Here is a 20,819-nt window from a genome sequence, read left to right as displayed (position 1 = left end):
AGCTTAGCTTCCGCCGCCAGCCTTACGGCAGGATCGATACGTCAGTGTTTACAGACTCATGCCTGCGCGGGAATGACGAAGATTGCCGAGCTTACCGCGCCACCAGCGCCGCATCGCGCAGGCCCCGCCACACCCGGATCGCCTGCACCGTGTCCGCCACGTCATGCACCCGCATGATCTGCGCGCCGCGCTCGATCCCGGCCATCGCCAGCGCGACCGACCCGCCCAGCCGCTGGTCGGCCGGTGCCTCGTTCGACAGCGCGCCGATGATCCGCTTGCGACTGGCCCCCAGCAGCACCGGGCAGCCCAGCCCATGAAATAGCGCCAGCCCGTTCACCAGCGCCAGATTGTCCGACAGCGCCTTGCCGAAACCGATGCCCGGATCGACGATGATCTTCGCCCGGTCGACACCGCCCGCGACCACCGCCTCGACCCGCGCCTCCAGCCAGTCGAACACGTCGAGCAGCGGGTCGCCATAGCCCGCGCCGCCATGCGGCCCCTGCGCAGGCGCGGGCGAGTGCATCAGCACCACCGGACAGCCGCTCGCCGCGACGACGCCCGGCGCCCGCGGGTCATAGGCCAGCGCGGCGACATCGTTGACGATATGCGCCCCCGCCGCCAGCGCGGCCTCCATCACCGCCGCCTTGCGCGTATCGACCGACACCGCGACCCCCGCCGCCGCCAGCCGCTCGGCGACCGGCACGACGCGGGCGATCTCATCGCCTTCCCACACGGTCGCGGCACCGGGCCTGGTGGATTCCCCGCCCAGATCGATCAGCGCCGCGCCGGCAGCCGCCATCGCGACCCCCGCCGCCGCCGCACCCGCCGGATCGCCGACATGCGCCCCGCCATCCGAGAAACTGTCGGGCGTGACGTTGAGTATCCCCATCACCTGCGGCTGGTCGAACCGCAACACCCGCTCCCCCAACGCCAGCGGCGGACGCGCGCTGGTGATCCGCCGATGCAGCAGCCGTGCCCGTTCGGCCTTTTCCACCGGAAGGGTCGCGGTCCACGCCTCGAACCGCTCGACCGGCACCGTGATCCGCAACCCCGCCCGGTCGCGCACCTCATAGGCCGCGAACCACAGCATTCCCCCGGCCAGCCGTGCGACGCACCCGTCGGGCAGCCCGACCGGCGTATCGACGAAGCGGACCGGGCGCAGATACATCAGGGCTGGGTCGCGAGCAGCCATTGCTGGCGCAGCGCATCGATCGCCACCAGCCCCTTGGCCCCTTCGGTGTGCCAGAAGGTCCAGCCATTGCACGACGGCGCGTTCTGCAGCGTCGACCCCAGCTTGTGGATCGACCCCGCCGCGCCGCAATCCGACAGCAGCGATCCATCCGCCAGCACCGTCGCACGGAAACGGCGCTTGGTATCCGTCACCATCGATCCCGGCGGCAACAGGCCGTTTTCGACCAGCACGCCGAACGCCACGCGCGGCGGCTTGGACGGCGCACGCATCGCGCGGATCGCCGATTCATCCAGCGGCAGTGCCGCCTCGATCCGCGCCGTCGCCGCCTCGACATAGGTCGCGTCGCGCTCGATCCCGATGAAGTGCCGCCCCAGCCGCTTGGCGACCGCGCCGGTCGTGCCGGTGCCGAAGAACGGGTCGAGCACCACGTCGCCCGGCTTGGTCGAGGCGAGGAGCACGCGGTACAGCAGCGCCTCGGGCTTCTGGGTCGGGTGGACCTTGGTCCCGTCCTTGCGCAACCGCTCCTGCCCGCCGCAGATCGGGAATTCCCAGTCCGAGCGCATCTGCAATTCGTCGTTCAGCGTCTTCATCTGGCGATAGTTGAAGGTGTAGCGCGCCTTCTCCCCCATCGATGCCCAGATCATCGTCTCGTGCGCGTTGGTGAAGCGCGTGCCCTTGAAATTGGGCATCGGGTTCGACTTGCGCCACACGATATCGTTCAGGATCCAGAAGCCCTGGTCCTGCACGATCGACCCGACGCGGTAGATATTGTGGTAGCTGCCGATCACCCAGATCGTGCCATCGGGCTTCAGGATACGGCGCGCCTCGGCCAGCCACGCTTTTGTGAACTTGTCATAGGTCGCGAAGCTGTCGAACTTGTCCCAATCGTCATCGACCGCGTCGACCTGGCTGCCATCGGGACGCAGCAGGTCACCGCCCAGTTGCAGGTTGTACGGCGGATCGGCGAAGATGCAGTCGATCGACCTGGCCGGCAGCGACCGCATCGCTTCGATGCAATCATCCATCAGGATCCGGTCGAGCGGCAGCGCGACCGTCGTCGTCGGCGCCTTCTTCTTCCGGGTTTTCACTGCCACCATTGTCGTCATTCCCCTTGCGTCGCCGCCATCTCGCGGAATCCACGAGTCGCGGTCAAGAGGTAATGCTTGACTCTGCGGATCGGACAGAGTCGTTGCGGCGACGAATCGAGTCGCTGCGGGGCATATCTAGAGTCTGCACAGCCGGCACAGGCTCCATATCTGGTATCACTCGGTTCGTCGCAAATACGCGCAAATCAGAGCGACAGGCACACCTGCGCGACCGGTGCGAAGCTCCGCCGGTGCAGCGGCGTGGGGCCGAGCGTCCGCAGCGCCTTCAGATGCACCTTTGCGCCATAGCCCTTGTTCGACGCCCAGCCATAGCCGGGGTGCAGCACGTCCGCCTCGACCATCATCGCATCGCGGGTCTGTTTCGCGACGATCGAGGCGGCGGCGATCGACAGGCTGATCGCGTCGCCGCCGACCACCGCGACACTCGGATGGCCCCAGTTCGGACAGCGATTGCCGTCGACCAGCACCATGCCGCACGCGATCCCCAGCGCATCGACCGCGCGTTCCATCGCCAGCATCGTTGCCCACAGGATGTTCAACCGGTCGATCTCCTCGACGCTGGCGATCCCTACCCCGACCGTTGCGCATTCCAGCAGCCGGGCGTGCAGCACCGCGCGACGTTTCGCGCTCAACTGCTTGGAATCGTTCAACCCGTCCGGCACGCAATCGCGGTCGAGGATGACGGCGGCGGCGACCACCGGCCCGGCCAGCGGTCCGCGCCCGGCTTCGTCCACCCCCGCCACTGGTCCCACATGGCAGGCCTCGTGGAAGAAATCAGGCATCGGCGATGCGCCACGGCGGAAAGCGCCGCATCTCGCCCGCCTGGTACAGGCACACCTCGTTGCCCGCCGGATCGAACAGCCGTGCCTCGCGCCAGCCCCAGGGGCGATCGATCGGCTCCTGCGCGAAGGACAGCCCCTGTCCCTTCAGATAATGGACCACGACGTTCAGGTCGCCGACCTCGAAATACACCGCCGGCACCTTGCGATCATCGGTCATTTCGATCGAGAAGGTCGCTCCGCCCTCGCTCTCGAACCGGGCGTAGCGGCGGCTGGAGCGGACGATCGTCTTGAGGCCGAGCAGGCGGTAGAAATGCTCGCTGGCCGGCACGTCGCTGGCCGGCACCGTCACCTGGTTCAGCATCGGCGACCAGCGCGACTGGTTGAGGTCCAGCCGCACCCCCTGCTGCGCCATCGGCCCCGCCCCGCGCCCCAGTTCGTCGGCGTCCAGCATCGCGATCCGCACGAAGCTGCGCGCGCGACCGATCGCCTCGACCAGCGTCCATTCCTTCGCCAGCTCGCACGCGATCGCCGTCGAGAGGGTACAGCCGGTGCCGTGCGTCGCCATGCCGTCGATGCGGGGGCTGGACCATTCAATCAGCGGCGCAGCGCCGCTTCCCCGCTGATGTAGCCGGTCGACCAGCACCTCGCCCTCGCCATGGCCGCCCTTTTCCAGCACCGCACAGCCGCGCGACAACACCTCGCCCACGCCGCCCAGTGCCGCCAGTTCGGGCAGGTTCGGCGTCGCCACCGTGGCGACCGCCATCAGCCGTTCGAACGCCGCGACCGTCGCCTCATCGGCCAGCCGCGCACCGCTGGTCGAGATCATCACCGGATCGAACACCACCGGCACGCCCGGCAGGTCGCGCAACCGGTCGGCGAGCGCGTGCGCCGTACGCGCCGATCCGATCATGCCGATCTTTATCGCATCGACGCCGATGTCGCGCACCACCGCGTCGATCTGCGCCATGACCATGTCGGTCGGGATCGGGTGGACCGCGTCGACGCCCAGCGTGTTCTGCGCCGTGACCGCCGTGATCGCGGTCATCGCGTGCGCGCCCAGCATCGTCGCGGTCTTGATGTCGGCCTGGATACCGGCGCCCCCGCCGGAATCGGAACCGGCGACGATCAGGATACGGGGTGTGGTCATGGGGTGGGGTTAGCAGTCCCAGCGGAACGTTCAAGCTCCTCCCCGGCACGGGGAGGGGGACCATGCGAAGCATGGTGGAGGGGGGTGTCGGCGCAACGCAACGGTTCCGTATGCGGCCAATGCGTCTGGTCGGCCGATCCACCAACTCGCCCCGGCAGTTCGGACAAACCTCGTCCAGCTCGTCCGCACAATCCGCGCAGAACGTATCCTCACGCGAACAGATGAACGCCCCATGCGCCGCCGCCGGCAGCGGCGCGTCGCACCGCTCGCACGCCGGTTTCATTTCAAGCATCAGGCTTGCGCCTTTCGAGCCAGCATCAGCCCGCCGCCTGCCGCACCGCGTCGCAGATGCGGTCGACGACCTGTTCGACATGGCCCGCGTCCTCGCCCTCGGCCATCACCCGGATCACCGGCTCGGTCCCCGACGCCCGCAGCACCAGCCGCCCGCGCCCGGCCAGTTCCGCCTCGACGCCCGCGACGACCTCCTTGACGCGCGGATCGTCCAGCGGCTTGCCGCCGGCGAAGCGGACATTCTTGAGCAGCTGCGGCAGCGGATCGAATCGGTGCAGCACCTCGCTCGCCGGTGCCCCGGCGCGCTGGATTTCGGCCAGCACCTGCAACGCCGCGACCAGGCCGTCGCCGGTCGTCGCATAGTCGGACAGGATGATATGCCCCGACTGTTCGCCGCCGACATTATATCCGGCGGTCCGCATCTTTTCGAGGACATGGCGGTCGCCCACGGAGGTCCGCACCAGCCCCAGCCCCTGCGCCGCCAGATGCCGCTCCAGCCCCAGGTTCGACATGACGGTGGCGACCAGCCCCCCGCCCTTCAGCCGCCCGGCGCGCGCCCAGCTGGCGGCGATCGTCGCCATCAGCTGGTCGCCGTCGATCACCTTGCCGGCTTCGTCTACCACGATCAGCCGGTCGGCATCGCCGTCCAGCGCGATCCCGACCGCCGCGCCGGAGGCCACGACCGTTTCCGACAGCGTCTGCGGCGCGGTCGATCCCACGCGGTCGTTGATGTTCTTGCCATTGGGCGTCACCCCGATCGCGATGACCTCCGCGCCCAGTTCCCACAAGGCCGACGGCGCGACATTGTACGCCGCACCATTCGCACAATCGACGACCAGCTTCATCCCGTCGAGCCGGAGGTTTTCGGGGAAGGTCGACTTGGCGAAGTGGATGTAGCGCCCGCGCGCATCCTCGATCCGGTTGGCGCGGCCGATGTCGCCCGGTGCCGCCAGTTCGACCTCGCTGTCGATCAGCGCCTCGATCGCCAGTTCGTCGGCGTCCGACAGCTTGTAGCCGTCCGGACCGAACAGCTTGATGCCATTGTCCTGATACGGATTGTGGCTGGCGGAGATCATCACGCCCATGTCGGCGCGCATCGAATGGGTCAGCATCGCGACCGCCGGGGTCGGCAACGGGCCGACCAGCACCACGTCCATGCCGACCGAGGTGAAGCCCGCGACCATCGCGTTTTCCAGCATATAGCCCGACAGCCGGGTGTCCTTGCCGATCACCACGCGGTGTCGGTGATCGCCCCGGCGGAAGTGCGCGCCCGCCGCCATGCCGATCCGCATCGCCATCTCGGCGGTCATCGGCTTGGTGTTGGTCAGCCCGCGAATCCCGTCGGTACCGAAATATTTCCTTGCCATCGTCACATACGCCTTCAGGTTGAGCGTTCGGTTGGGCGGGGTATTACCGCCACTTTTGCAAAAGGGCGAGCATGTCGCAGGCGACACGAATATTGGCGGGACTGGGTGCGGGGCTGGCGCTGGGCGTTTTCCTGGCGGGACAGTCGCCGGACACCGCCCTGTCGGGCATCGCCATCGCCGAACCGATCGGCACCGCGTGGCTGAACGCCTTGCGCATGACCATCGTCCCGCTGGTCGTGTCCCTCCTCATCACCGGCATCGCCCAGACGGCGGAGGCGGCGCGCGCCGGGCGGATCGCCACCCGATCGCTGCTGTTGTTCATCGTCATCCTGTGGACGTCCTCGGCGCTGGGCGCGTTGTTCACGCTGACGCTGCTCGACCTGTTCCCGCTGGGCAATACGGCGGCGGAGGCATTGCGCGCGACCTTCGGCACCGCTGCCCCTGCCGCGCAGGTCCCGCCCTTCACCGACTTCCTCGTCGCGATCGTGCCGACCAACCCGGTATCGGCCGCCGCCAACGACCAGTTCCTGCCGCTGATCCTGTTCACGTTGGTGTTCGGTTTCGCGCTCACCCGATTGCCGCAGGATAATCGCGGCGTGCTGGTCCGGTTGTTTCAGGCGATTGCCGACACGATGCTGATCGTCATCAACTGGGTTTTGTGGCTGGGACCGGTCGGCGTCTTCGCACTGGGCTATGTCGTGGGTGCCAGGGCCGGCACGGCGGCGTTCGGGGCGCTGATCCATTATGTGCTGGTGTTGATGAGCGTGGGCCTCGGCATCTGGCTGCTCGCCTATCCGCTGGCGCGCTTCGGCGGGCGGGTGCCGATCGGCCGCTTTTTGAAGGCGACGGCGCCGGCACAGGCGGTCGCGATCTCTACGCAAAGCTCGCTCGCCTCGCTGCCCGCGATGCTGAAGGGCGCGGGTGATGTCGGCGTGCCGGTCGCGACCTCGGGTGTGGTGCTGCCGATGGCGGTGGCGCTGTTCCGCGCGACGGGTCCGGCGATGAACCTTGGCGTCGCGCTCTACGTCGCGCATGTGTTCGGCGTGCCGTTGGGCGCCGGACAGATCGCGGCGGGTATCGCCGCCGGTGCGATCACCACGATGGGCGCGGCGAGTTTGCCGGGGCAGATCAGCTTCGTATCGTCGATCGCCCCGATCGCGGTGGCGATGGGCGTGCCGGTGGAGCCGCTGGCGCTGCTGGTGGCGGTCGAAACCCTGCCCGACATCGTGCGGACGCTTGGCAACGTCACGATGAACGTCGCGGTGACCGCGACCATCGGCGAACGGGTCGGCGGATCGGCGGTCACCGAGGCGGACGCGATTTTGGCGGAAGGCTGAAAGCTCCTCCCCGGCACGGGGAGGGGGAGGGGGACCAGCAAAGCTGGTGGAGGGGGGTGTCCGCATACGGAACCGTTGCGTTGCAAGGCCCGCCCCCTCCACTATGCTTCGCATGGTCCCCCTCCCCGTGCCGGGGAGGATTTGGAACTACTTCATCAGCACCAGTTCTTCCGCCATCGTCGGATGCAGCGCGACCGTCTGGTCGAACGCTTCCTTCGTAAGCCCGGCCTTCACCGCGATCGCCGCCGCCTGCAATATCTCCGGCGCATCCGGCCCGATCATGTGCAAGCCAACGATCCGTCCGGTCGTCTCCTCGCAGATCATCTTGTACAGCGCGCGTTCGTTGCGGCCGGCCAGCACGTTCTTCATCGGGCGGAAATCGGACAGATAGACCTTGACCGACCCCAGCTTGCTCTTGGCCTCGCCCTCGGTCATGCCGACACCCGCCATCGGCGGATGGCTGAACACCGCCGCCGGGATGTTTTCGTAATCGAGCGTCACGTCCTTGCCGCCATAGGTGCGGTCGGCGAATGCCTGGCCTTCGCGGATCGCGACCGGGGTCAGCTGCACGCGGTTGGTCACGTCGCCGACCGCATAGATGGACGGGCAGGACGACTGCGCCTGCTCGTTGACCTTGACCGCCCCCTTGTCGTCCAGCGCGATACCGGCGCTCTCCAGCCCCAGCCCCTCGGTATTGGGCGTGCGTCCGGTCGCGAACATCACCATGTCGACGGTGACCGGTTCATGCCCCGACATCCTGACGGTCAGGCAACCGTCGTCGCCCTTCTCGATCCCCTCGAACTCGGCATGGAAGCGGAACTCGATGCCCTTGGTCATCGAAATCTGCAGCAGCCGGTCGCGGATCGATTCATCATAGCCGCGCAGGATCACGTCGGTGCGGTTGATGAGGATGACGTGCGCCCCGAACTGGTGGAACACGCCCGCGAACTCGTTGGCGATATAGCCCGCACCCGCGATCAGGATGCGCTTCGGGATCGCGTCGAGGTGGAACGCCTCGTTCGAGGTGATGCCATGCTCCGCACCCGGGCACGACGGCACCGCCGGCGTGGCACCGACCGCGATCAGGATGCGCTCGGCCGTCACCTCGCGCCCGCTCGCCAGCTTCACCGAATGCGGTCCGGTGACGGTTGCGCGTTCGTGGATGATCTCGACGCCGTGGTTTTCCAGCGTCGATGTGTACGCGCCGTTGATCCGGTCGACCTCGCTCAGCACATTGTCGCGCAGCCGCTGCCAGCTGAAATCACACTGCGCCGGCACGTCCCAGCCGAACGCGTTCGCATCGCGCAAATCCTCGGCGAAGTGCGCGCCATACACCAGCAGCTTCTTCGGCACGCAGCCCCGGATGACGCAGGTACCGCCGACACGATATTCCTCCGCCACCGCTACCTTCGCGCCGTACGCCGCCGAGACGCGGGCGGCGCGGGTGCCGCCCGATCCCGCGCCGATGACGAACAGGTCGTAATCGTAATCGCTCATGCAAGTCCCGCCCGTGCCAGAAGATCGTTGGTCGACGCATCGAACGTCTGACCACCCGCATCGGCTGCCTTCGCCATTTCCTTGCCCAGCTCGACGCCGAACTGGTCGAACGGATTGATGCCCAGCAGCGCCGCGTTCACGAACACCCGCGCCTCGTAGAACGCGATCAGCGCGCCCAGCGTCCGCGCGTCGAGATCCTGCAACAGGATCGTCGACGACGGCCGGTCGCCGGCATAGGCGCGCGCCGGATCGGCATTGGCCTTCCCCGCCATCAGCGCGGCCCCCTGCGCGAACGCATTGAGCAGCAACTGCCGGTGATGCGCCGGGTCGAGCGTATCGCCCGCCTCCACCACCGCGACGAACTCCAGCGGCACGATCCGCGTCCCCTGGTGCAGCAACTGGAACACCGCATGTTGCGCATCGGTGCCCACGCCACCCCAGGTGATCGCCGCTGAATTGCGCCCCAAAGGTTCGCCCGCCGCCGTCACCGACTTGCCGTTCGATTCCATCTCCAACTGCTGGAGATAGGACGGCAGCAGCCGCAACCGCTCGTCATAGGCAAAGGTCGCCCGCGTTTCGCACCCGCGCACCTGCGAATAATAGAGGTCGGCAAAAGCGGCCAGCACCGGCGCGTTCCTCGCCGGTTCGGTCAGGCGGAAATGCCGGTCCATCTCGGCCGCACCCTCCAGCAGTTCCTCATAGGCCGCAAAGCCCAGCGCCAGCGCGAACGGAAAGCCCAGGGTCGACCACAACGAATAGCGCCCGCCGACCGACTCGGCGAAGGGCAGCACGCGGGTTTCGTCGACGCCCCATTCCACCGCGCGCTCGGGCGAAGCGGTCAGCGCGATCACGCGCCCGAACGGGTCCTCGACGCCGCCCTCGCGCATCCACGCCATCGCGGACTCGGCATTCAGCATCGTCTCGGTCGTGGTGAAGGTCTTGGACGCGACCACCAGCAGCGTGGCGGCGGGGTCGAAGCCCTTGACCGCCTCCTCCATCGCCACCCCGTCGACGTTCGACACGATCGCGACGTCATACTTGTCCTCGTCCCGCCCCAGCGCGTCGAAGATCAGGTCGGGGCCGAGCGCCGACCCGCCGATGCCGACATGCAGGATATGGCGCACCGGGCCGAACGCCTCCGCCTCGATCGCGTCGATGACTTGCCGCATCCGCGACTGGAACGCGCGTGCCTGCGCCACGTCGTCGGGATTGCCCTCGCCGCGCTCGGCGGTGTGGGTCGCGGCGCGGCCTTCGGTCACGTTGACGACCTGTCCGCTGAACAGCGCGTCGCGCTTGGCGGCCAGTTCCATCGTCGCGGCCAGCCCGGTGAACGCCTCGATCGCGGCATCGTCGAGATGCGTCTTGGCGAAATCGAAATGCAGCCCGCCGACATCGACGGTCAGCCTGGCCAGCCGGTCGGGATCGTTTGCGAACAATTCGGTGAGCTTCGTGCTGCCAAGCCCCTCGATCGCGGACCAGTCCTGCATCGCCATATCGTCCCTCGTCATGTCGTCGGTTAGGATGGCGCTGCCCTAGAGCGGAGGACGGGGGCAGGTCCAGAGGAGATAGCCGCCCCAACCCGCTTGACGCCCCGCCCCCGCCCAAGCATGGCAGAATCCATGGCTCTCGACCCCGCCCCGGCCGCTCCCACGCCGACTCCGCCCGCGCCCGCCACCAAACCGAAGCGTTCGGAAGGGGCGGACCTGATGGTCTTCCTGCTGAAGCTGGCGATCGTGGTGTTCATCATCCGGTCGTTCCTGTTCTCGCCCTTCTCGATTCCCTCCGGGTCGATGCAGCCGCGCCTGATGATCGGCGACTATCTGTTCATCACCAAATGGAACTACGGCTATTCGCGCTATTCGCTGCCATGGGGTATCCCGCTGATCCCCGGCCGCATCCTGCCGCGCACGCCCGCACGCGGTGACGTGGTGGTGTTCAAGGCGCCGCCGACCGCCAAGCAGGATTATATCAAGCGCGTGATCGGCATTCCGGGCGACACGATCCAGATGCGCGGCGGACAATTGTTCTTGAACGGCAAGGCGATCCCGAAGCAGCGCATCGCCGACTGGGTCGCGCCGGTATCGCCCAACACCGACTGCGACTATGCCTTCCAGAAGGTCGTCGCGAACCAGCCGGTCTGCGCCTATCCGCAGTTCCGCGAGACGCTGCCGAACGGCAAGAGCTACAACGTCCTCGACCTCGGCACGACCGAGGCGGACGATACCGGCGTGTTCACCGTCCCCGCCGGTCATGCCTTCCTGATGGGCGACAATCGCGACGACAGCGCCGACAGCCGTTTCCCGGCCCGCGAAGGCGGTGGCATCGGGATCGTCCCGTTGGAGAATATCGAGGGCAAGGCCGTCGTGAACTTCTTCTCGACCGATGGCTCGGCCCAGTGGCTGCTGCCCTGGACGTGGTTCTCGGCCGCGCGCTGGCACCGGATCGGGGAAGGCTTCTGAGCGACGCCCTGCACGGCTGGGTCGGCCAGGCGCTGGGCCGCGCGCCGACCCGGATCGACGATTATGCCCGCGCGCTGACCCATGGCAGCACCGCACGCGCAACCTATGAGCGGCTCGAATTCCTCGGCGACCGCGTGCTGGGCCTCGCTGTCGCCGAATGGCTCTACGATCGTTTCCCGGCGGAGAGCGAAGGCGCGCTGTCGAAGCGGTTCAACGCGCTGGTGACCGGCGCCGTCTGTGCGGAGATCGCGCGCGGCATCGGCGTCGTGCCCCATCTCAAGCTCGGCAAGCAGGCACGCGATGACGGCGCCGGCGACAGTGACAATGTGCTGGGCGACGTGATGGAGGCGCTGATCGGCGCTTTCTACCTCGACCACGGCCATGACGCCGCGCGCGCGCTGGTGCGTGATCTGTGGGGTTCGCGGATCGATGCGCAGTTGCGCGTGCCGCGCCATCCGAAATCGGCGTTGCAGGAATGGGCCGCCGCCAACAACCGCCGCCCGCCCGAATATGCGATCGTCGACAAGAGCGGCCCCGGCCATGCCCCACGCTTCACCGTGCGCGTGACCATCGGCAAGCTGGCGGCGGCGGAGGCCACCGGCACGTCGAAACAGGAGGCCGAGACGCTGGCGGCGAAGACGCTGCTCGCGCAGTTGGGTGGGTAGAGAGCGTCTCGGGATTACCAACGCTCCCGTCGGCATCCTCCAGCCACCCGCAGGAACAAAGCGACCATGTTCCTCCATCCGCCGACTTGCGTTCGGGCGGACGGCGGTTAGGCTCCCCGCCATGCAGACCGCCCTCGCCGCCCCCGCCCTGCTTGCCGCCCTCCTCGCGCTGCAAGGATCGACGACCCCGTTCGATGGCATTCCCGACGTCCGGATCGAGGAATATGCCGTGGGCGGCCGCAGCGTCGCCGCGATCCGCCGCGCCATCGACGCCGCGCGCCCGACCGATCCCAATGACGGCAAGCGCGTCGACGGCCTGAGCCGCTGGAACATCAACTGGCGCTGGCGTCGCGATCCGCAGGGCGTGTGCAGCACGTCGCTCGACAATATCAGCTTTTCCGCCGTCGTCACCGTGCCCCGCCTCGCCGATCCCGACGTGCCGGCCAGGGTCCGTGCGCAGTTCGACCGGTTCCGCGCCACGCTGTTGGCGCATGAGGACGGCCATGTCCGCTATGCGTGGGACCATCGCGGCGACGTGGTCACGGCGATGAACGCCGCCGGCTGCGCCGGGATCAAGGACGCCGGGATGGCGGCGGTGCGCAAGATCGGCGAACATGACGTCGCCTATGACAAGGCGACCCGGCACGGCGCGGACGTCATTACGCCGTTCCGCTGATTGCCATACCCCGAGCGGGTGCGGCTCGCACGCCAGGGATGCCTTCGCGTTACCGTGCGCACGCGCAATCGTGTCGGCTACGACCTACACACGGATGCGGGGTTGCGACGACACCGTTTGCCGTCGCCGCTCCCGGCCTTTGCGACCTACCGGGTGCCGGTGCCCGTCTGTTGCTCGAACTCGGCCTTGGTGACGTTCAGCACCAGCTTGCCCCGGCTGACGCCGAACACGTCCGACGGCACCATCGCCCGCGAACTGCCGGCCAGCAATTGCACGCCCTCGGCCTTCACCGCCTCGATCGTGCCCAGCGTCACCCCGGCCTTGTCGAACACCAATGCCCCGACCTTCAGGTCGGACGGGGTTGCCGCCACGATCCGCTTGGCGTCACGGCGCGATGCGCGCGGGTCGATCGTCGTGCCCGCCTCGTCCCGAATCTTGTCGAGCGCGAACTGCTGGTCACGGTCGTTGTTGACGCTGTGCGTCGTATCTTCGGAGTTCGGGGAGGACGTCGGTGCGCCGCCAGCGGGGGCGATCTGCGCCTGCGCGCTGCCGGCACCCAATGCCAAGGCCATTATCGCTAGAGCATATCTCGCCGTCATCCATCCCTCCGTCATATCTTTGTTTGCGCTAACGTAACCGGCACTACGGAGGACCGCAAAGGTTTCCGGCGTTACCGCCCGCCCAGCACCCGCAGTTCGATCCGCCACCATCCGATCGCCCACAATGCGCCGAACAGCCACCCGGCCAGCACGTCGCTTGGCCAGTGCACGCCCAGATAGACCCGGCTGATCCCGATCGCGACGACCAGCGACGCGGCGGCGGCCATCGCGAACGCCCGCGCCGCCGGTTGGCGCAGCAGCGGCCAGGCCAGCGTCGCCAGCGTCAGGTAGACGATGGCCGAATTGGCGGCATGGCCGCTCGGGAAACTGTTCGACGTCTCGGTCATCAGATGCGGAACCAGATCGGGTCGCGTGCGGGAAACCGCCTGCTTGAACAACGCATTGGCCCAGCTGCCACTGGCGCAGGCCGCCGCCACCAGCACGCCGGTCCGCCACCGCCCGGTGCTGGCCAGCAGCAACGCGACGAAGGCGACGACCAGCGTCAGCACCGTCGTGCTGCCCAGCGCCGTGATGTCGCGCACCATCGACGTGAACTTTTCCGATGCGACCGGCGCGCCGTCGGTCCCGCGCAGCGCCAGCAACAACCGTCGGTCGAACGCGAAGCTGCTCCCCTGCACCACCCGGTCGGCAAGGACGAACAGCAGCAGCAGGACGAAACCCGCACCGGCGATGCCGACGATGCTCCACGGGACACGGCGGGACGGGCGGGGTTCGGGACGAAGAGTTTCGCTCATGCACGTCGCAACGCAGAAGGGGCTGAAGTGTTACCTCCGAAACGATAGCAACAGGAGAGCGTGCGTGCAGAAACTGATCCCATTGGTGGCGCTGGGTGCGCTGGCGCTGTCGGCGTGCGGCGACCAGAAGACCGGCTCGACCACCCTGACCAGCAACGCGGCGACCGGCGAGGTCGTGTCGTCCGAAACCGGATCGGGCGCGGAAACGCCGAAGCTCGACGCCGGCAAATGGGAGGTGCGCACGCAGGTCAGCGACCTGAAGATGGCGAACATGCCCGCCGGACTGCCCGCCAACCCGCCCGCCCAGACCACCAGCGTCTGCATCACGCCCGAACAGGCGGCAAAGGGTCCGGCGGAGATGCTCAAGCAGTCGGGGGCGGACTGCACCGTCACCAGCAACAGCTTCGCCGGCGGCCGGATCGAGAGCCAGATGCGTTGCAAGCTGCCCGGCGACACGCAGATGACCGGCAAGACGACCGGCACCTTCACCCCGACCAGCTTCACGACCGATCAGCAGATGGAAATGACCGGCCGGACGACGATGTCGCAAAAGGTACATGTCGAGGGCAAACGCATCGGCGACTGCGACGCCAAGTAACGGCGAACGCTCGACAAATCCCGGCGGCGCGACGTGGTGAGCCCGTCGGGATTCGAACCCGAGACCTACAGATTAAAAGTCCGTTGCTCTACCAACTGAGCTACGGGCCCACGAAACCCCGCCCCTAATCCCGCGCGCGGGCGCGGTCAACCAGTTGGTGCAGCTGGCGGATCGTGCGTCCGGTGACCGGATCGCGCCAGCGGGGAACGAGGTGGCGCAGCGGTCCCAGCACGAAGGATCGTTCGCGAAAGGCGACATGCGGCACGCACAGGCCGGGGCTGTGCCAGCTCCCCTCCGACCACAAGATGATGTCGAGGTCGATGACCCGCGATCCCCAGCGCCGCCCGCGCCGCCGGCCGAAACCGCGCTCGATCGATTTCAGCAGCGCCAGCAGATCGGGCGGCGACAACGCGCTGTCGAGCAGCAGGACGGCATTCGCGTACCGCCGGATGGACGGCCCGAGCGGCGCACTGGCGATGATCGGCGCAACGGCGCGCACACCGTCGAGCGCAGCGATGGCCGCCTGCACCTCGGCCACCGGGCCACCATGCCGGCCGGGCCGGTTCGAACCGATCGCAATCGCATAGGTTGAGGTCACCATCGGCTGCGCCTATCGGCTGGGGATGGAAATCGCTACCCCTACCCTCCCCGCCGCCGAACCGGCGCGCGACTGTCCGCTGTGCCCGCGCCTTGCCGAACTTCGCGAAAGCCTGCGCGTCGAACATCCGAACTGGTGGAACGCGCCGGTCGCGCCGCTGGCCGATGCCGATCCGTGGCTGGCGATCATCGGCCTTGCCCCCGGCCTGCAGGGCGCGAACCGGACCGGACGCCCGTTCACCGGCGACCGATCGGGTCCGCTATTCTGGAACACGCTGATCGAAGCCGGGCTTGCCGAGGGTGCCTATACCGGCAAGGTCGACGATGCGCCGGTTCCGAAGGGGATCACGATCGTCAATGCGGTCCGCTGCCTGCCGCCCGAAAACAAGCCCACGCCCGACGAAATCCGGACCTGCCGCCCGTTCCTCGATGCCGATCTGGGCGCCATGCCGTCGCTGCGGGTCGTCGTCGCCCTAGGTGCGATCGCTCATCAGTCAGCGGTGAAGGTGCTGGGCGGACGCCTGCCGAAAGCGCGGTTCGCGCATCTGGCCGAACACGCGATGCCGCGCGGCATCACCCTGATCGATAGCTATCACTGCTCGCGCTACAACCAGAACACCGGACGGCTGACGCCCGAGATGTTCGCGGCGGTGTTCGCCCGCGCCAACGAACTGCGCGAAGCCGGCTGAATCCGCTTGTACCGCGCAGAACGCGCGATAGCCTGCACCTTGGGTTCTTGGGGGAATATTTGAAATGTATCGTCGCCATTTCGTTGCGCTGATGGCGCTCGCGCCGCTCGCCGGCAGTTTTCCGGCATTGGCGCAGAGCGGGCCGGCGGGCGATTTCGCGCGGCTGTCGAAGCGGTATCTGGACGGAATGGCGCGGCTGCATCCGGGCTACGCCACCGCGCTCGGCAACCATGCCTATGACGATCAGGTCGAGGATCTGTCCGCCGCAGGTCGCGAGCGCGACGCCGCGTTCCTCCGCACGACGCTGAACGAACTCGACGCCATTCCCCGCACATCGCTGTCACGCGACGATCAGGTCGATGCCGCGCTGCTCGACAACGAACTACGCTATCAACTGTGGACGCTGGAGGTGTTGCAACCCTTCGCCTGGGACCCGCAGGGGGCGGCGGGGACCATCTCGGGCGGGCTATATGCGCTGGCCGCCCGCGACTTCGCGCCGTGGCCGCAACGGTTGCGCTCCGCGACGAAGCGGATGGAACAGGTGCCGGCGATGTTCGCGCAGATGCGGGAAAGCATCGTACCCGCGCGGGTGCCGGCCATCTATGCGACCACCGTCGCCAAACAGAATGCCGGCGTGCTCCAGATCGTCGACACGATGCTGGCCCCGCACCGGGCGACGCTCGGCCGATCCGATCGCGCCCGGTTCGATCGCGCGGTGGCGACGTTGAAGACGGCGACCGCCGAACATCAGCGCTGGCTCGACACGGTGCTGGTCCCGGCCGCCAGGGGGGATTTCCGCCTGTCGCCCGAACTGTACGATCAGAAGGTGAAGTTCGCCCTCCTCTCTCCGCTGTCGCGGACGGAGATCAAGGCGCGCGCCGTGAAGGCCGCCGCCGATACGCGGGCGCAGATGTACGATCTCGCCCGCCTCGTCCTGCGCGGTCGGCCCAAGGCGCCGCCGACGCCGGCCAAGCCGACCCCGGCGCAGCAACAGAAGGCGATCGAGGCCGCGCTGGAAATGACCTACGCCCGGCGTCCGACCCGGTCGCAGGTGATGAGCAAAGCGCGCGCGACGCTGGAAACCGCAACGGCGTTCGTACGTGAGAAGAAGCTGGTCCGCGTGCCGACCACCCCGGTCCAGATCATCGAAATGCCCAAGTTCCAGCAGGGTGTGTCGGTCGCCTATTGCGACAGCCCGGGACCGCTCGAAAAGAATCTCGGCACCTTCTATGCGGTGTCCCCGATCCCGGCGGATTGGACCGAAGCGCAGACGACCTCGTTCCTGCGCGAATATAACGACTATATGATCCACGACCTGTCGATCCACGAGGCGATGCCGGGCCATTACCTCCAGATCGCGCATAGCAACGAGAACAAGTCGGTCCTGCGCGCCGTGCTGTCGTCGGGACCGTTCGTCGAAGGCTGGGCGGTCTATGCCGAGGGGATGATGGCCGATGCCGATTATCTGGACGGCGACCCTCTGTTCAAGCTGACCGTGCTGAAGATGCGGATGCGGTCGATCACCAACACGCTGCTCGACATCGGCATCCATACCGAGGGTTTGACCGAGGCACAGGCGATGAAGCTGATGATGGAAGGCGCGTTTCAGCAGGAGCGCGAGGCGGCAGGCAAATGGACCCGCGCCCGGCTGGGATCGACCCAATTGCTCAGCTATTTCGTCGGGTATAGCGAGCATATGGACATGCGCCGCGAGGCCCAGCGCCGGGCGGGGGCGAAGTTCGACCTGATGCGCTACAACGACGCCGCGATCTCGCACGGGTCGCCGCCGGTGCGGTTCGTCCGGGCGCTGATGTTCGGCGAGGCCATCGCGTGATGCAGGTCCTCCCCGGCACGGGGAGGGGGACCGCCGCGAAGCGGTGGTGGAGGGGGTTCGCCGCGAACGCAACGGCATCGTAGGTCGACACCCCCCTCCGCCATGCTGCGCATGGTCCCCCTCCTCGTGCCGGGGAGGATTCTACCGCACCGCAAACGCCGTGCGGTATTCCGGCTTCACCGCGCGCAGCACCGCTGCCGTAACCGGCAGCGTGTGCTCATACGGACCCTCGGCATAGGAGCCGACGACATACTGGTCGGCGATAACGCCGATCCGGTCGAAGCTGCGCCCGTTCGACGATCCGAGCAGTACCGTCACGTCCTTGACCGGCGGGCATTGGCCGAAGACCGTATCGCCCGCGTCCACGCCCACGCGGCGGGTCCGCTCGGCACGCATCCAGCGGCACCATGGCGTCATCACCGCCGACCGGAACGCAGCGGTCGAGACGAACAACGCCGTGGCGGTCATCCGCCGCCCCGCCCGCTTGTCCCATACCAGCCCGCCCGACGACCCGTTGCCATGCGCACCGCCGGTATCGCTGTAGCTGGCGGACGACAGGCTCAGGAATCGCGGCGTATCGGCCACGACCTCCCACCCGGTCTGCATGTCATATGCCCGAAACGGCGCGCCTGCCGTCTTCGCCTCCCGGCGCGCATTGGCTGCGGTACGGGCGAGCCACGCACGCCGCCTCGCCTTTTCCGCCTCCAGCCATGCCTTGAGCGGCGCGATGCGGGCAGCCTGGACCGGATAGGTGTATTCGAACGCATAGTCGGCCGCCTTTTGCGCGACCGCCGACGGCGTGATCGCCGCCAACAGCACCATCCCGATCGTCAACTTTGTCCTCATGCCCAACTCCTCCGCACCCGAACGGGACCGGCCGCCGACCCGGATCAGTCGGCGAACAGCAGCACCGGCGTTTCGATCAGCCGCTTCAATGCCTGGACATAGCTCGCGGCGTCATGGCCGTCGACGACGCGGTGATCGCAGCTGATCGACAGGTTCATCAGCTTGGCCTTCACGATCTCCTCGCCACCACCCACCCGCGCGCGGAACACGGGCCGCTCGACGATGCGGTTGGGGCCGATGATGGCAACTTCGGGCCGGTTGATGACCGGCGTCGTCGCGATCCCGCCCAGCGGCCCGAGCGAGGTGATGGTGATCGTGCCGCCCGACAACTCCTCGGACTTCGCCTTGCCGGTGCGCGCCGCTTCGGCAAGGCGGGTGATCTCCCCTGCCAACTGCCACGGGTTCATGTCCTGCGCGTCGCGGATGACCGGCACCATCAGCCCGGCATCGGTCTGCGCGGCCATGCCCAGATGCACCCGGCCGAAGCGCGTCACCACACCCGCTTCGTCGTCATAGCGCGCGTTGAGCATCGGGAAGTCGGGCAGCGTGCGGCAGATCGCGACGATCAGCAGCGGCAACATCGTCAACTTGGCCCGCTGGCCGCGTGCCGCGTTCAGGTCGGCGCGCATCGCCTCCAGCGCGGTGACGTCGATCTCCTCGACATAGGTGAAATGCGGGATATGGCGCTTCGCCGCCGCCATGTTTTCGGCGATGCGACGGCGCATCCCGATGACCTTGACGGTTTCGTCGGGGCGTGCGCGGCTGGCGTTGGGGGTGTGATAGCCCTGCGCGCCGCCGTAGCGGAGATAGGCGTCGAGATCGGCATGGCGGATATGGTGGCCATCGTGGTGGACGGCGGACAGGTCGATGCCAAGGTCGGCCGCGCGGGCACGGACGGCGGGCGACGCCAAAGCTCCTCCCCGCTCGCGGGGAGGGGGACCGTCCGCAGGACGGTGGAGGGGGGCTGCCGCCTGCGGGACAACCGCGGACGGAGCGTCCAGCGGCGCTCCCCCTCCACCAGCCTGCGGCTGGTCCCCCTCCCCGTGCCGGGGAGGATTTACTGCCTCTTCGACCCCCGGATTCTCGGCCTCGACACGCTCGGGCGCCGCCGGCTGGACCACCTCACCCTCGGTCTCGATCACGACCAGCGTCGCGCCGATCGCCACCTGATCGCCCGGCTCGCCGGCCAGTTCGACGACGGTCCCCGCGACGGGACTTTCCATCTCGACCGTCGCCTTGTCGGTCATCATGTCGGCCAGGCGACCATCTTCCTCGACACGGTCGCCGATGGCAACGTGCCACGCGACGATCTCGGCCTCGGAAATGCCTTCGCCGATGTCGGGCAGGCGGAAAGAGAAACGTGCCATGGCGGTTCAGTCCTGCATGATCTTCTTGAGCGCCTGTCCGATGCGGACCGGCCCCGGGAAATACGCCCATTCGAGGCTGTGCGGATACGGCGTGTCGAAGCCGGTCACGCGCTCGATCGGCGCTTCGAGATGGTGGAAGCAACGTTCCTGCACCAGCGCCGACAATTCGGCGCCGAAGCCGCCCGTCCGGGTCGCCTCGTGCACGATCATGCAGCGCCCGGTCTTCTTCACCGATGCCTCGATCGCGTCGATGTCGAGCGGCACCAGCGTGCGCAGGTCGAGGATTTCGGCATCGATCCCCGCCGTCTCCACAGTCGCCTGTGCGACATGGACCATCGTGCCGTATGCGAGGATCGTCAGGTCGCTGCCTTCGCGCACGACCTTCGCCTTGCCCAGCTCGATGCGGTAATAGCCCTCGGGCACTTCACCGCCGGGATGCTTCGACCAGTTCTGCGCCGGCTTGTCCCAATTGCCGTCGAAGGGACCGTTATAGATGCGCTTCGGTTCGAAAAAGAGGACCGGATCATTGTCCTCGATCGCGGCGATCAGCAGCCCCTTGGCATCATAGGGCGTCGACGGGATCACCGTCTTGATTCCGCTGACATGGGTGAAGATGCCCTCGGGCGACTGGCTGTGCGTCTGGCCGCCGAAGATGCCGCCGCCGAAGGGCGAGCGCACCGTGATCGGCGCGGTGAAGTCACCCGCCGAGCGATAGCGCAGCCGCGCCGCCTCGCTGACCAGCTGGTCGAGCGCGGGATAGATGTAATCGGCGAACTGGATTTCGGGTACCGGACGCAGGCCGTAGGCGCCCATGCCGACCGCGACGCCGATGATGCCGCATTCGGTGATCGGCGTGTCGAACACGCGGGTCTTGCCGTATTTGTTCTGCAAGCCCGCCGTCGCACGGAACACGCCGCCGAAATAGCCGACATCCTCGCCCATCACGATGACGTTCGGATCGCGGTCCATCACCACGTCCATCGCGGAATTGATCGCCTGGATCATGTTCATCCGC

20 protein-coding genes, 1 tRNA gene and 1 pseudogene are annotated in these 20,819 nt (G+C 67.5%); 7 read left to right on the top strand and 15 right to left on the bottom strand.

Annotated elements, in window-relative coordinates; genetic code table 11:
* Positions 1-91: 91 nt before the first annotated feature.
* The 6 genes and pseudogenes from folP to glmM all read right to left on the bottom strand — a co-directional run bounded on the left by folP (position 92) and on the right by glmM (position 5,885).
* Positions 92-1,168 carry a dihydropteroate synthase gene (gene folP / locus ASE83_RS02835; RefSeq protein ID WP_055785368.1) on the bottom strand — a complete coding sequence of 359 codons (1,077 nt, stop codon included), beginning with the start codon at positions 1,166-1,168 and terminating at the stop codon, positions 92-94.
* On the bottom strand, positions 1,168-2,298 hold the full coding sequence (locus ASE83_RS02830; RefSeq protein ID WP_055785371.1) for a site-specific DNA-methyltransferase: 1,131 nt from the start codon (positions 2,296-2,298) through the stop codon (positions 1,168-1,170). The genes folP and ASE83_RS02830 overlap by 1 nt, the downstream gene beginning before the upstream one ends.
* 185 nt (positions 2,299-2,483) lie before the next feature.
* Positions 2,484-3,080, bottom strand: coding sequence for a ribonuclease HII (locus ASE83_RS02825; RefSeq protein ID WP_055785373.1), 597 nt, complete (start codon positions 3,078-3,080; stop codon positions 2,484-2,486).
* On the bottom strand, positions 3,073-4,227 hold the full coding sequence (thiD, locus tag ASE83_RS02820; protein WP_055785377.1) for a bifunctional hydroxymethylpyrimidine kinase/phosphomethylpyrimidine kinase: 1,155 nt from the start codon (positions 4,225-4,227) through the stop codon (positions 3,073-3,075). Before thiD ends, ASE83_RS02825 begins: the two co-directional genes overlap by 8 nt.
* Before the next feature lie 124 nt (positions 4,228-4,351).
* Positions 4,352-4,519: pseudogene (locus ASE83_RS18015) on the bottom strand (DUF1272 domain-containing protein); the annotation flags it as partial.
* A gap of 25 nt (positions 4,520-4,544) precedes the next feature.
* A complete protein-coding gene (gene glmM, locus ASE83_RS02815) occupies positions 4,545-5,885 on the bottom strand; it encodes a phosphoglucosamine mutase (protein WP_055785380.1) in 1,341 nt (446 codons plus the stop codon).
* 71 nt (positions 5,886-5,956) lie between these two features.
* On the opposite strand from glmM, the gene ASE83_RS02810 reads away from it, so the two are divergent.
* A complete protein-coding gene (locus ASE83_RS02810) occupies positions 5,957-7,222 on the top strand; it encodes a dicarboxylate/amino acid:cation symporter (protein WP_055785383.1) in 1,266 nt (421 codons plus the stop codon).
* A 147-nt stretch (positions 7,223-7,369) separates the two neighbouring features.
* Here the strand turns inward: ASE83_RS02810 and gorA are convergent, their stop codons facing one another.
* Entirely contained in the window at positions 7,370-8,719 is a 1,350-nt protein-coding gene (gene gorA / locus ASE83_RS02805) for a glutathione-disulfide reductase (protein WP_055785385.1), read from the bottom strand.
* The gene (pgi, locus tag ASE83_RS02800) at positions 8,716-10,227 is read right to left on the bottom strand and encodes a glucose-6-phosphate isomerase (protein WP_443024303.1); all 1,512 of its coding nucleotides are present in this window, start codon (positions 10,225-10,227) and stop codon (positions 8,716-8,718) included. Before pgi ends, gorA begins: the two co-directional genes overlap by 4 nt.
* 111 nt (positions 10,228-10,338) lie before the next feature.
* On the opposite strand from pgi, the gene lepB reads away from it, so the two are divergent.
* The 3 genes from lepB to ASE83_RS02785 all read left to right on the top strand — a co-directional run bounded on the left by lepB (position 10,339) and on the right by ASE83_RS02785 (position 12,519).
* Positions 10,339-11,178, top strand: a complete 840-nt coding sequence (gene lepB / locus ASE83_RS02795; protein WP_156352605.1) for a signal peptidase I — start codon at positions 10,339-10,341, stop codon at positions 11,176-11,178.
* Complete coding sequence (gene rnc, locus ASE83_RS02790) at positions 11,175-11,843, top strand: ribonuclease III (RefSeq protein ID WP_055785644.1); 669 nt, start codon at positions 11,175-11,177, stop codon at positions 11,841-11,843. Before lepB ends, rnc begins: the two co-directional genes overlap by 4 nt.
* A 121-nt stretch (positions 11,844-11,964) precedes the next feature.
* A complete protein-coding gene (locus ASE83_RS02785; protein ID WP_055785390.1) occupies positions 11,965-12,519 on the top strand; it encodes a DUF922 domain-containing protein in 555 nt (184 codons plus the stop codon).
* A gap of 146 nt (positions 12,520-12,665) precedes the next feature.
* Here ASE83_RS02785 and ASE83_RS02780 read toward each other — a convergent pair whose 3' ends face one another.
* Positions 12,666-13,091 carry a hypothetical protein gene (locus tag ASE83_RS02780; protein WP_055785393.1) on the bottom strand — a complete coding sequence of 142 codons (426 nt, stop codon included), beginning with the start codon at positions 13,089-13,091 and terminating at the stop codon, positions 12,666-12,668.
* A gap of 98 nt (positions 13,092-13,189) precedes the next feature.
* Complete coding sequence (locus tag ASE83_RS02775; RefSeq protein WP_055785394.1) at positions 13,190-13,873, bottom strand: phosphatase PAP2 family protein; 684 nt, start codon at positions 13,871-13,873, stop codon at positions 13,190-13,192.
* A gap of 64 nt (positions 13,874-13,937) precedes the next feature.
* On the opposite strand from ASE83_RS02775, the gene ASE83_RS02770 reads away from it, so the two are divergent.
* Positions 13,938-14,471 (top strand): DUF3617 domain-containing protein, encoded by a 534-nt coding sequence (locus tag ASE83_RS02770; RefSeq protein ID WP_055899481.1) that lies wholly within the window; start codon positions 13,938-13,940, stop codon positions 14,469-14,471.
* Between the two features lie 34 nt (positions 14,472-14,505).
* On the opposite strand, the gene ASE83_RS02765 is transcribed toward ASE83_RS02770, so the two are convergent.
* Together ASE83_RS02765 and folK are read right to left on the bottom strand one after the other, a co-directional pair.
* Positions 14,506-14,581: transfer RNA gene (locus tag ASE83_RS02765), tRNA-Lys, on the bottom strand.
* 14 nt (positions 14,582-14,595) lie between these two features.
* The gene (gene folK, locus ASE83_RS02760; protein WP_055785400.1) at positions 14,596-15,072 is read right to left on the bottom strand and encodes a 2-amino-4-hydroxy-6-hydroxymethyldihydropteridine diphosphokinase; all 477 of its coding nucleotides are present in this window, start codon (positions 15,070-15,072) and stop codon (positions 14,596-14,598) included.
* Positions 15,073-15,094: 22 nt separating this feature from the next.
* On the opposite strand from folK, the gene ASE83_RS02755 reads away from it, so the two are divergent.
* Complete coding sequence (locus ASE83_RS02755) at positions 15,095-15,757, top strand: uracil-DNA glycosylase (RefSeq protein WP_055785404.1); 663 nt, start codon at positions 15,095-15,097, stop codon at positions 15,755-15,757.
* A gap of 64 nt (positions 15,758-15,821) precedes the next feature.
* The gene (locus ASE83_RS02750; RefSeq protein ID WP_055785406.1) at positions 15,822-17,591 is read left to right on the top strand and encodes a DUF885 domain-containing protein; all 1,770 of its coding nucleotides are present in this window, start codon (positions 15,822-15,824) and stop codon (positions 17,589-17,591) included.
* 141 nt (positions 17,592-17,732) lie between these two features.
* Here the strand turns inward: ASE83_RS02750 and ASE83_RS02745 are convergent, their stop codons facing one another.
* Genes ASE83_RS02745 through ASE83_RS02735 form a run of 3 tightly spaced genes read right to left on the bottom strand, consistent with a single transcriptional unit; the run spans position 17,733 to position 20,815 of the window.
* Positions 17,733-18,437, bottom strand: coding sequence for a DUF4163 domain-containing protein (locus ASE83_RS02745; protein ID WP_055785409.1), 705 nt, complete (start codon positions 18,435-18,437; stop codon positions 17,733-17,735).
* 44 nt (positions 18,438-18,481) lie between these two features.
* Positions 18,482-19,804: a dihydrolipoamide acetyltransferase family protein gene (locus ASE83_RS02740; RefSeq protein WP_055785413.1), complete on the bottom strand. Its 1,323-nt coding sequence runs from the start codon at positions 19,802-19,804 to the stop codon at positions 18,482-18,484.
* A 6-nt stretch (positions 19,805-19,810) separates the two neighbouring features.
* Entirely contained in the window at positions 19,811-20,815 is a 1,005-nt protein-coding gene (locus ASE83_RS02735) for an alpha-ketoacid dehydrogenase subunit beta (protein ID WP_055785647.1), read from the bottom strand.
* Between the last annotated feature and the right edge of the window lie 4 nt (positions 20,816-20,819).

It is taken from the genome of Sphingomonas sp. Leaf32 (assembly GCF_001421765.1).
Classification (GTDB): domain Bacteria; phylum Pseudomonadota; class Alphaproteobacteria; order Sphingomonadales; family Sphingomonadaceae; genus Sphingomonas.
Note: the sequence above shows the minus strand (reverse complement) of the source record. Positions and strands in the feature narration are given on the sequence as shown.